We start from the raw sequence: 11,767 nt of genomic DNA on the forward strand, positions 1-11,767 counted from the left end.
ACAGAGCATGAAGAAGATTAAAATTGCATTTTTTGATATAGATGGTACTATTTTAAGGTTTGGCAAACCGGACATTACAGCAAAGACTAAAGAGGCACTGAATAAATTGCAGGAAAATGGAATAAAAATATGTATTGCTACAGGTAGACCCCTTGTAACTATTCCTCAGTTTGAAGGGGTAGATTTTGATATGAAGATAGCTTTTAACGGTTCAGTTTGTTTGTTGGACAATGAGTTTATTGTAAATAAGACTATACCGGCTGATGAGGTATTGAAAATCATAGATAATGCAGCTAAGATGGGAAGACCGTTAGCAGTTGCTACAAGAAGTAGGATAGTGACAAATGGCTGTGATGATGCCTTAAGAGAATATTTTGAATTAGCAAGTCTTGATTCAACTCCTTCTGAGGAATTTGAGGACGCCCTTAAAGAGGATGTATATCAGTTTATGATGGGCTGTGTGGAGAGTGAATGGGATGCTGTGCTAGAGGGCACGAGCAGTGCACAGATCGCTGCTTGGTGGGATAGTGCAGTGGATATTATTCCAAAAGACAGTGGCAAGGGAAATGCTATCAAAAAAGTGCTTGAACATTTGAACTTATCGTCTGAAGAAGTGATAGCCTTTGGTGACGGTGGAAATGATGTGGATATGCTTGAAACTGTGGGCATAGGTGTTGCGATGGGAAATGCAGGCGATAAGGTAAAGGCAGTAGCAAATGAAGTCTGTGGCAGTGTGGATGAGGATGGTGTATATCATTATCTAAAAGCCAAAGGATTGATATAAGTTAAAATTTTAACAAAGCAATCCGATATTATTATCGTAATTAATAGTTTATTGTGAGGTTTTATGAAAATAGGAATAAAAATGTCAAGGGAACAGAAAAAGTTTTATAGAGCATTGTTTGCACTGGTTATTCCAATTACAATCCAAAACTTTATAAGCAATGCTGTAAATTCTGCAGATGTGCTTATGCTAGGGTATGTAGGGCAGTCTGAACTGGCAGCAGTTTCTCTTGCCAATCAGTTTCAGTTTCTGCTATGGGGATTTTTCTTTGGAATTACCTCCGGTGTTACAATACTTGCAAGCCAGTATTGGGGCAAAAGAGATACCGATTCTATTCAGGCTGTTATGGGAATTGCAATGAAGATTGCAGCTGTTATTACTATTTTGCTTACAATAGGAGCAGTTATTTTTCCTAATCAGCTTATGAGAATTTATACAAATGATGAAATGTTAATAGGTATAGGCTCATCATATCTTAGAATAATAGGTATATCATATTTTCTGCTATCATTTTCACAGGTATATCTTTGTGCGATAAGAAGTATGGAGAGAGTTAAAACGAGTACAGCTATAAGCTCAGTGGCACTTGGCTTAAATGTTGCCTTAAACGCAGTGTTTATTTTCGGCTTTTTTGGATTGCCTAAACTTGGGGTTATAGGAGTTGCTATTGCCACACTGATTGCAAGAGTGGTTGAGGTGATTTTATGTGTAGCTGATGCAGCAAAGTCTAAAACATTTAAGCTAGATTCTAAGATTATGTTTGCACATCATAAACTTCTTTTTCAGGATTTTGTAAAATATGCAACACCTGCCTTGGCAAATGATTTTTTATGGACTTTGGCATTTTCAACTTATTCTATTATTATGGGGCATATGAATGAAGATGTGGTTGCTGCAAGCTCGGTTGCCTCTACAGTTAGAAGTCTATGCTCTATTGCCTGCTTTGCTATGGCAGGTGGAGCATCTGTCTTGCTTGGAATTAAGATAGGTGAGGGCAAGATGGAGGAGGCAAAAGAATATGCAACTCGCTCTTGTCACGCAACTTTAGGGCTTGGTGTACTTACAGGGTTGATTATTTTAGCAGTAAGACCATTGGTATTTATGAGCTTTACTCTTAGTGAACAGGCTTATAGTTATCTGGATACTATGTTAATTATCAGTTCTTATTATGTAATAGGGCAGGCTATGAATACCTTGTTGATAGCAGGGATTTTTAGGGCAGGAGGAGATTCAAGATTTGGTCTTATCTGTGATAGTATAACAATGTGGGCTGTGGCAGTTCCTCTGGGTTTTTTAAGTGCCTTTGTACTAAAGCTACCACCTATGGTTGTATATTTTATTTTATGTCTGGATGAATTTTGGAAAATTCCGGTTGTTTATAAGCATTACAGGAGTTTTAAGTGGCTTAAGAATATAACAAGGGAGTTGGAGTAGTTATTTGCTGAATAAATCAGAGTGTGTACCTGTTCTTGAAGCAGTTAATATAAGATTGGATTTGTCTATGGCATAGATAAGCAGCCAATCAGGAAGAATATGACATTCTCTAAAACCGATATAATTACCAACTAAAGCGTGGTCATAATACTTTTCATCTAACTTTTTTTCTGCCAGAAGTTTGTCAAGAACTGTTTCAAGCAGAGATATATCATAACCACGCTTTTTTATTTTTTTATAGTCTTTTCGAAATGTGCCGGTTGTCACAAGTTTTAGCATAGTTAACCGTCCTCCCTATCAAGCTCATCAAATAGTTCTTTGGCAGAACTATAACGTTTAGCAGGAATTTTTCCTGACATAATCATTTTTGCTTCTTTTATGGCAGTACTGGTTTCAGAGTTAAAAGAAGGCTGTTTTACATCAAAAGGGAGCCCTCCTTCCATGATGGATTTGCGAAGGAAAATATTAATAGCATCTGTTATAGTGATTCCAAAACTGGAAAAAAGTTTTTCAGCAGTTGCTTTTGTTTCCGGTTCAATACGAATGTTGATATTTGCAGTTTTTGCCATGGCGTTACCTCCTAGTATTTATGATTATATCATTTTGTATAAACAAACGCAATACAAAAGAGTTTGCAGTATATTTAAATTTAGCTATGAAAAACTAAAGTGGTTATAATAATTATAGTTAAAATTTTCAAAATATAGATTGTTTTATGATAATTTGTGATATAATAAAGGTATGCAAGCATTATTAATCTGTAAAATAAGACGGACATTATTTTTGTAAGGGGGAAAGAATTATGTCAGGAATATTAAGCCTCTGATTTTTATCGGAAGACAGGAAGGAAATAAATTGTATTTGACGAGGAATCGGAATACTCTTAACTCTTAGCTTGGAAGATTTTAGGAGGAGAAAATAGGATATGAAAAATAAAAAAATTATTTTTGTCTTATTAGCTGTTATATTGTTTGGGGATATTTTTAAGATTAATGCTTTCTCTAATTCAGCCAAGAGGACTTGGTATGGGGTAGATATGACAGGCACAATAGTTAAGGATAAGGAATGCCCGCTGGAAGTGGAAGAGGAAGAGTTGACTTTTGATATTTCAGAGTTTCCGGATTCATATTATGATAATGAAGAAAAATTTTTAGCTTATTCAGGTAAGGTAACAGCAAAATACACATTTTATAATCCTAAAGACTACAAGGTAACAGCAAAGTTAGTCTTTCCTTTTGGAAATTACCCTGATTATGGATCTTATAAATATTCTCATGAAAACAATACGTCTTCGTTTGCAAATGATATATATAAATATGGTGTTAAGGTAAATGACAAAGAAATTAAATCGGTTCTAAGGCATACATTTTCTACAGAAGGCATTAAATTTAATCTTGAAAATGATATGAGTCTGCTCCACGATGGATTTGTAAAAGATGATTTTTATTCACCTGATTTAACAGTGACAAAATATACTTTTGAAGTAAGCGGAATAGATGAGGGAAAATATCCATATGCTTCAGAAGCAGTTGATATACCTGTATTTGATGGAAAAAGAAAGTTCTGGCTGCAAGATGGTTCAGGCTATGATAGAAAAGAAGATGGAAGCTCTCTGTTAAGTCTAAGAGCAAAAAATGGAGAAGAGATTGTATTGTATGTTATAGGAGAGCCGGTTACGGATGATTTAAAATGGAACCTATATAAAGATGGCGGTAATAAGATTGGAGAAGAAATAGGTGGGAGCATTACTCTCAAAAATACAGAAGAGTTATCTTTTAAGGAGTTTACTTTAGCAGAATATGACGAAAAAAGTAATATAATGGAATCTGACTGGTATAATGTAATGGTGTATTTATTTAACAGGAATGGTATGGAAAATTCATCAGCCATTCTTCCGGATATTTATAATTCAAGTGAGAGGTTAAGATTTCTGCTTAGATGGTATGAATATGAGATTACGCTAAATCCGGGCGAAAAGATAGTTAATACTGTAGAAGCACCGATGTATCCGTCAATAGATTTAGGATATGAGCCGGGCATATATAACTACACCTATCTGCTTTCTCCTGCAAGTACCTGGGCGAAGTTTGGAAAATTAAATATAGATATTAATACACAATTTAATATGCTTGAAAATAATCAGGAAGGTTTTGATAAAACAAGTTCAGGTTATAACTTTAAGTCAGATGGATTGCCGGAGGGTGAGCTTAAATTTTCATTAAGTGAGAGTGAAAAGCCAAAAAAGAAAGATGATGGTAAAATATGGTTTGTTGTAGTATTTCTTGTTTTAGGTATCATCCAGATTATAGGTTATATAATATTTGGAATATTTGTAATAATTATTTTAATTGTAGTGGTAAAGAAGTTTATTGGAAGGAAGAAGGAATAAAGAGAAAATATATATAATAGGTTTTAATTAAGGATATTAAAGGAGACTACTGATTATGCAGGCAAAAGCAGGAGATGTGTACTGTGTTTATAACAGGTATCTGAAAAAATATACAGCTTGTCAGATAACAAAGATAGAAGAAGATGGTGGAAAGCTAAAGGCTGTTATTCTTTCGTTAGACTGGGTAGGAGAACAGCCTCTTAAAGAGGAAGAATTATCTTCAATAAAGCCGCTTTATAAAGATTTTATGTACTGGAATTATGGTTTACATTTGGATAATGTTGATGTAACAGTGCCTACAAATTATATTTTTATAGGAAATGTTACTCCTCTTACCGATGAAAGTACAAACTCATATTCCATGGGCTGGGGAAACGGTTACGAAGTCTACAGACAGCTTAAATGGCAGGAAATACCTAAAGAACAAAGAAATGCATTTAAGGAGGCTGATAAAAGTAAGGAAAAGGTAATATTTGCGGGAGAGGAAAGCAATGTTTCTAGACATAATTTGAATGATGAATGGAGACCTTTTGAAGATGCGATGGAATTAAAGGTCTTTCCTTGTTTATCTGACCTGACCTTAAAGAAATGGCATAAAAATTTATATGAATATTTGCGAACTTCTCCATTTTTGGATACATTGCTACTTAATAATCATAAACAAACGAAATTGGATTTTTCAGACACACATTTACGTAAGCTTTCCATCGATATGACAGGGGTGGAGGAGCTTATCTTAAATGATGATTTGGAGGAACTTTTTTTGTTAGGTGAGGTAATGGAAGGCTGTAAAATACAGGCTAAAGACAATGGGCTTAATTTGAAATTGGAAGCCGATAAACCTCTTCCTAGGCTATGTGGTTTGAAAGATTTGGGGAAATTACATTTTACCGATATAGAAGAACTTGATTTAGGGGAGATTTTAGGAGAATATCCGAACCTTAGCGAATTAAGGTTATGGGGGAAACCGGGCAATCTTGTTAATTTTGATAAGCTCTCAGAGTTTAATAAGTTAGAAGTCTTTACAACTATGGATTTATTCGGTTTTACTGCAGAGGATATTCCAAAGCCTGAGAGCCTGCCTGAACTGCGTATGTTCTGGATGACAAGCTTGCCTGAGGATGCAGCGAAAATCACAAAAAAACTCTATAAAAAACGTAAGGAAGAAGGTCTTGACCTTTGGATTACAAAACCAAGAAAACCTGAATGGCTGGCACAGAACCTAGATAATCCGTTTCGTTCATGGGATGGACAGGAGAACATTTCCACAGCTAATGCAAAGAAAGCAGCTGCCTTGTATAGAAAGTCCAGAGCTGATGTAGTAAAGCTTATAGAAAGTTCATCGGCTGAAATTGCAAAAAATGTCGAAGCTTTGGTGAGAACATATACTGAGGGCTTTAATAAGATGGATAAAGGTAAATATTTTATTGAGACAGTTGAGAGAGAGGATATTTACACCGCCCTGTCTGAAATTTTAGACCTGATTCCTGATGAACTTGGGGTTGATAAGAATAGGATGATTGAGATATTTGATGAGGTAAAGGATTTTTAATTTTTGCACAGTTATCTTTTCTATGACACTTTTAGCACTTATTATTGCCGGTTATTATCTTGTAAAAAGAATAAAAAATGAAAAATAAATGTTAAACTTTGGATTTTACGTATTAAAACTTTAGATTTTTACACATATTGACTTTAGATTTTACGCATGCTAAACTTTAGATTATTACAAAAATAATTGTTTAGTTTCAGCAAGGGAGAAAAAATGATTAGTAGAAAAGCCGAAAAATCCCTGATTAGACTGGCATCACAGTTTCCGGTTGTTGGGATAACAGGGCCAAGACAAAGCGGAAAGTCAACTCTGGCAAAAACTGTTTTTTCAAATAAGAAATATGTCACTTTTGATGATATTACTATGCGTAAGATGGCTGAATCAAATCCAAATGACTTTATTATGGCATTTCCGGAGGGAGCCGTTATTGATGAGGCACAAAAAGTACCTGAGATTTTTGATGCAATAAAATTGCAGGTAGATAAGGAAAAAAGTACTCCCGGAAAGTTTATACTGACAGGTTCAAGTCAATTTAGGTTAAAAGAAAACATAACTGACAGTTTAGCGGGAAGAGCAGCATTTTTGAAGTTACTTCCATTTTCGATTAATGAGCTAAAGACTGCCGAGATTCTACAGGATAATCCGTATGAGGTTATTTTTGGGGGACAATATCCGCCACTTTATGATGAAGATAGAAACTTTATCAGAGAAGATTGGTATGAAAATTATATAGATACCTACTTGGATTTGGATGTAAGAGATCAGATTAATACCGGTAATGTGGCTTTGTTTAGAAAGTTTGTTCAAATCTGTGCAATACATAGTGGACAGATGTTGTCTATGGACGGTATTGCAAGAGATGTTGGAATTTCTGCACCAACAGTAAAAAGCTGGCTTTCTATTTTGGAAGCATCTTTTATTATTCATTTTCTTGAACCAAATACCAACAATCTTGGGAAAAGCATCGTGAAAACACCTAAATTATACTTTGTTGATTCGGGGCTTATGTGCCATCTTCTGAGGCTGGCTTCAAAAGAGGATTTGCTTCTTAGCAGGTACAAGGGAGCTGCGGTAGAGACATTTGCTGTTGCAGAAATGCTTAAACACCGCTTGAATCAGGCGAAAAAACCAAATTTAACATTTTTTAGAGACAATAGAGGTTTTGAGGTGGATACGATTGCAGATTGGGACAACACCTTTGCGATTGAGATAAAAAGTTCAATTTCTCCGGAACCAAAACTGTCTGCCAACACCAAAAAATATCTGGAGTTACTGGATGATGAAACAGCAAAAAATGTGGTATTTTATTTATCTGATATCAGTATGAATATTGGCGGAACATCTTATGTGAGTTGGAGAGATTGGGAGGATTATTTGAAATAATATTAAGTATATATGGATATTTAAAACCACTTGACCTGCCCCTTGGGGACTGTACTAAATTGTAGGCAGGAGGTGATGGCTATGTTAAGAAATGAAATTCAGAAATTGTCCGGTTTGACTAGAAAGGCAATAGAGTATTATGAAGAAAGAGGGTTGATTAAGCCGAAGAAGTCGGAGAATGGTTATAGAGACTATAGCGAGAAAGACCTGCAAATCTTAACCAAGATATCTCTGTACAGAAAAGTGGGTTTAAATATAGCTGAAATTGAAAATGTATTGAATTCGGATTTGAATACCTTATCAGCTACACTTCGAAAGAAACAGTATGAGTTAGAAATTCAAGAAAAGAGAAAGGATATTCTGGAGCTAATAGTCAAGGGAGAAGAGGACAATATTATTCAAGAAAAATTAGCCATTCTTGAAAATGAAGAAACCATTTATGAGAAACTTGAAAGAGCCTTTCCCGGCTATTTTGGAATGATGATATTTAGTGCGTATCAGCCATTTCTAAATGAACCCTTGAGTGAGGACAGCAAATCTGCTTATACTGAGTATGTAAAATACCTGGATAACTTACCACAGTTTGAACTATCTGAAGAAGAACAGAAATATATTGAAAAGAATACTTCTGACATCAAACTTGCTGATTTAAAAGGTGTCTCTGATGCTAGAATCAAAGCAGTAGAAAATTTTGAAAAATGGTGGGATGAGAATAAAGACATTGTAGAAAAATATGAAGAATTCAAAAAGAGTGATGAATACTCAAATAGCCTGATGAAGCAAATTCAGGATAAGTTGCAAAAATATATGTGGGAGAATAATTACTATGATATTGCAATCCCCCTTATCAGGAAATTTAGTAAAGGATATGATGATTACTATGTCAAGATGAGCTATGCAAATGAAAAATATATGAAGATACGATAAATTATAGTGATTAATAGAACTGATTATAATTAAAATGAATATCTGCCTCGCCATAAAAGGTGGGCAGTTTTCTTTACTTTTTCTTTATTTAATCTTATACTGTGAATATAAATTTGAAGTTATCGGGCTAATGTGTTTATTTGATTGACTAAGTCACGCCTTCGCTGATAGATGTCCAGACTCGCTCCGGTTTTTCTGAAAGAGGCTGTTTTAGGATTGTTCTGTTGACGAAAAACCTAATGCGCTCGCTTAGGCATTATCAGCTCCGGCTATTTGATTTATGAGTGATTACAAACAAACACATCAGCCACAATAGGTGAGTGATAGGGCTGTCTTTAATTTGTTATTTAAGTTGTTATTTACATAAATCTATGGTGACAGCTCCGAATGATAAATTCTAAGCGAGCGCATTAGGCGCAGCGAAGCGGATGCCGGAGCGAGTCTGAAATGTTATCATTCGGAGCGTCAACTTTGCTAAATAATTTGAAAGCGACAAATTTTAATTTGTTTAGTAGATAAAAGCTGAACACTTGGGTAATGATAGTGAAAAATATAGAGTAGCATCTTCCATTCTGCTACAGAAGGTGCATTTTCGTGAAATGAAGGAGAACAAATGGGATATTTAAATTCTATCAAAGCTGCAATGTTGTTTTTTCCGGTTTTGGCATTACTTATTACATTGCCATATATGATTGTTAACTATAGAAAATATGGTTCTGTAAATAAGCTGCGAACCTTAATTTTATATTCGTTTATTTTGTATTTACTAACAATCTACCTATTGGTTATTTTACCACTGCCAGATGCAGACAGTATCCACAACAACTATGAGGAAATGTTGAATTTGCTTCCCTTTTCATTTGTTATAGATTTTATAAAAGAAAATCCGCTTATTTTATTTATGCCTGCAACCTGGGTTATGGCATTGAAGCATCCTACCTTCTATGTACCTGCTTTCAATGTATTGATGTTAATTCCGTTTGGAATGTACTTACGCTACTATTTTAAATGCAGCTTTAAGAAGACAATGCTGTTGACAGCTATCTTGAGCTTATTCTTTGAGTTAACTCAATTGTCAGGTCTCTACTTCATATATCCAGGACCATATCGGTTATGTGATATAGATGATATTATTCAAAATACGACAGGAGGCTGTGTCGGATATGCTCTTGGAAGGATTGTCATGTGGCTGCTTCCGTCCAGAGAGGAAATTGACGAGAAATCCTTAGAAGCAGGTACTCGGGTTTCCGGAATTCGTATTTGTCTATCGCTTATCATTGATGCTTTTATTGTTTATATTCCGTATATCATATCAAGAACATCACTTCCTTTTTCGCTATTTTTAGCTCTCTACTTTAGTGTAATACCTTTATTTAATGGTAAAACATTAGGCAGTGCTTTACTAAAGTTTGGTCTGGTATTTGAAAATGCAAAGCGGATTCGTACAGTTTTAAGAGGATTATTATTAACAGGATACTTTTGTTTGCTTCCTTTAGGGTTACTGTATCTCATGAATGAGTTAAATAAAGGTGAAGCTTCTCTATTTTTGTTATGCTTATTTGTAGTTACTTTTTTGATAATGGTACTGTTTGCGATATTTACAATTGCATCAGTGCTGTTAAGTAAGCGCTTTTTATTTGATCGCTTATCCGGTGCCGGATATATAAGTACGGTTCGGAATAAGTGACCGGATTGAATGAAAATAATGCACAATTACATAATAGTAAACGGATTATTAAAAGAATAATGTAACTTCCGGTTTTGGTAAGTAAAAAATTAAACAGGAGGTATCGATGTCTGTTACATATTTTATTTCTATGAATGGCGAAGAGAAATATGACTTTGATACAGTAAAATTTAATGGAGATATTAAGGAGAAGTATCCCGGTGTTACTACCGAAGTTTGTGGCTGATTTACGATTTATAACGGGCGTAAATTCGGTCGTAAATTTTTGCGATTGAAAATACGATTGATGAAATGACCAAATATGAAGTTAAATACCCTTCTTTGGTCATTTTTATATTGATGGAAATATCAGAAATGTGGTAGAATTACTAAAAAGTAAAATACAGGAGATAGCATTAATGATTTTATATCATGGAAGTAATGTGACAGTAGAACATCCTATGCTTATTAAACAAAATCGTCATTTAGACTTCGGCTTTGGCTTTTATACAACTACAAATCGTGATCAGGCTGTAAATTTTGCAGGCAAGGTTGCGGAAAGGTCTAAAGTTGGTGAAGCTACTTTGAATATTTATTCATTTAATGAGGAAGTTGCATTTAAGGAGTGTAAATTGCTTAAATTTGATGCTCCAAACGAGGCATGGTTGAATTTTGTTGCAGCAAATCGTCAAGGAATATATACCGGAGAACAATACGATTTGATTTATGGTGCAGTTGCCAACGATGATGTATATCGAACTATTACATTATATATAACAGGTGTACTCAATAAGGAGCAGACATTGACAGCACTTAAAGTTCGTAAACTATTTAACCAATTAGTATTTGCGACAGAAAAAGCTTTAAAATATTTGCATTTTGAAGGAAGGGAGATTGTATGAATGAAAATCAGTTCAGTGCAATGTTGGCTCTCATCGTGCCGCCTATTATTGAGCAAATCACAAAAAATAGTAATCTGGATGAGAACAAAATAATTTGCCTTTTCTATAAATCAAAGCTGTATAAAGAGCTTTCAGATGAAAAATCCAAGTTATGGCATTATGGACCGGTAACTTTATATACTATGTATCAGGACGAACTTTTAACCGGCTCATACTCTTATCCGGAGGAGGCATAGCAATGAGTAAAGAGGCTAAATTTCTGGTTTATTGTATGGAAAGATACCGTCATTTTAAAGGATTGTCAGGTTCTGAGGTGGCAGAACTCTTTGAAAAATATGGTATCTATGACTATATAACCAAATATTTTGAAGCCCTGCATACAATGGGAGATGATTATATTATCCAAGATATTGATGATTATATAAATAGTATAAAGGAAGCTTAAAATGATACTCCAAACAGGTCAGCGCACCGATATCCCCGCATTCTACAGTGAGTGGTTTGCAAACAGGGTGAAAGAGGGCTATGTGCTTGTAAGAAACCCTTATAATCCGCAATCGGTCACAAGATATAATATAAATCCTGATGTAGTAGATTTAATTGTTTTTTGTACCAAAAATCCTTTGCCTATGCTTGATAAAATGGATATCTTAAATCCGTACGGGCAGTACTGGCTTGTGACTATAACCCCATAAGTAAGAGAATAGGCAAATTAAAAGAATAAAAGTGG

13 protein-coding genes are annotated in these 11,767 nt (G+C 34.7%); 11 read left to right on the top strand and 2 right to left on the bottom strand.

Annotated features, from left to right (window positions below):
* Positions 1-7: 7 nt before the first annotated feature.
* Entirely contained in the window at positions 8-784 is a 777-nt protein-coding gene (locus tag ACTTG8_RS02575; protein ID WP_442560560.1) for an HAD family hydrolase, read from the top strand.
* 63 nt (positions 785-847) lie between these two features.
* The gene (locus ACTTG8_RS02580; RefSeq protein ID WP_442560561.1) at positions 848-2,218 is read left to right on the top strand and encodes an MATE family efflux transporter; all 1,371 of its coding nucleotides are present in this window, start codon (positions 848-850) and stop codon (positions 2,216-2,218) included.
* On the opposite strand, the gene ACTTG8_RS02585 is transcribed toward ACTTG8_RS02580, so the two are convergent.
* Both ACTTG8_RS02585 and ACTTG8_RS02590 read right to left on the bottom strand, forming a co-directional pair.
* Positions 2,219-2,497 (bottom strand): type II toxin-antitoxin system YafQ family toxin, encoded by a 279-nt coding sequence (locus ACTTG8_RS02585; protein WP_442560562.1) that lies wholly within the window; start codon positions 2,495-2,497, stop codon positions 2,219-2,221. It abuts the gene before it with no gap.
* 2 nt (positions 2,498-2,499) lie between these two features.
* Positions 2,500-2,787, bottom strand: coding sequence for a type II toxin-antitoxin system RelB/DinJ family antitoxin (locus tag ACTTG8_RS02590; protein ID WP_442560563.1), 288 nt, complete (start codon positions 2,785-2,787; stop codon positions 2,500-2,502).
* A 356-nt stretch (positions 2,788-3,143) separates the two neighbouring features.
* On the opposite strand from ACTTG8_RS02590, the gene ACTTG8_RS02595 reads away from it, so the two are divergent.
* The 9 genes from ACTTG8_RS02595 to ACTTG8_RS02635 all read left to right on the top strand — a co-directional run bounded on the left by ACTTG8_RS02595 (position 3,144) and on the right by ACTTG8_RS02635 (position 11,732).
* Positions 3,144-4,607: a hypothetical protein gene (locus ACTTG8_RS02595; protein ID WP_442560564.1), complete on the top strand. Its 1,464-nt coding sequence runs from the start codon at positions 3,144-3,146 to the stop codon at positions 4,605-4,607.
* Positions 4,608-4,662: 55 nt separating this feature from the next.
* Entirely contained in the window at positions 4,663-6,159 is a 1,497-nt protein-coding gene (locus ACTTG8_RS02600; RefSeq protein WP_442560565.1) for a hypothetical protein, read from the top strand.
* Between the two features lie 213 nt (positions 6,160-6,372).
* Complete coding sequence (locus ACTTG8_RS02605) at positions 6,373-7,542, top strand: ATP-binding protein (protein WP_442560566.1); 1,170 nt, start codon at positions 6,373-6,375, stop codon at positions 7,540-7,542.
* A gap of 81 nt (positions 7,543-7,623) precedes the next feature.
* Positions 7,624-8,469 (top strand): MerR family transcriptional regulator, encoded by an 846-nt coding sequence (locus ACTTG8_RS02610; protein WP_442560567.1) that lies wholly within the window; start codon positions 7,624-7,626, stop codon positions 8,467-8,469.
* A 613-nt stretch (positions 8,470-9,082) separates the two neighbouring features.
* The gene (locus tag ACTTG8_RS02615) at positions 9,083-10,156 is read left to right on the top strand and encodes a VanZ family protein (protein ID WP_442560568.1); all 1,074 of its coding nucleotides are present in this window, start codon (positions 9,083-9,085) and stop codon (positions 10,154-10,156) included.
* Positions 10,157-10,554: 398 nt separating this feature from the next.
* On the top strand, positions 10,555-11,037 hold the full coding sequence (locus ACTTG8_RS02620) for a DUF3990 domain-containing protein (protein WP_442560569.1): 483 nt from the start codon (positions 10,555-10,557) through the stop codon (positions 11,035-11,037).
* On the top strand, positions 11,034-11,273 hold the full coding sequence (locus tag ACTTG8_RS02625; RefSeq protein ID WP_442560570.1) for a hypothetical protein: 240 nt from the start codon (positions 11,034-11,036) through the stop codon (positions 11,271-11,273). Before ACTTG8_RS02620 ends, ACTTG8_RS02625 begins: the two co-directional genes overlap by 4 nt.
* A 2-nt stretch (positions 11,274-11,275) precedes the next feature.
* Positions 11,276-11,482, top strand: coding sequence for a DUF3791 domain-containing protein (locus ACTTG8_RS02630; RefSeq protein ID WP_442560571.1), 207 nt, complete (start codon positions 11,276-11,278; stop codon positions 11,480-11,482).
* 1 nt (position 11,483) lies between these two features.
* Positions 11,484-11,732 carry a DUF1848 family protein gene (locus ACTTG8_RS02635; protein ID WP_442560572.1) on the top strand — a complete coding sequence of 83 codons (249 nt, stop codon included), beginning with the start codon at positions 11,484-11,486 and terminating at the stop codon, positions 11,730-11,732.
* The last annotated feature ends 35 nt before the right edge of the window (positions 11,733-11,767 follow it).

Source organism: Catonella sp. (genome assembly GCF_052173895.1).
In the GTDB taxonomy this organism is placed as follows: domain Bacteria; phylum Bacillota; class Clostridia; order Lachnospirales; family Lachnospiraceae; genus Catonella.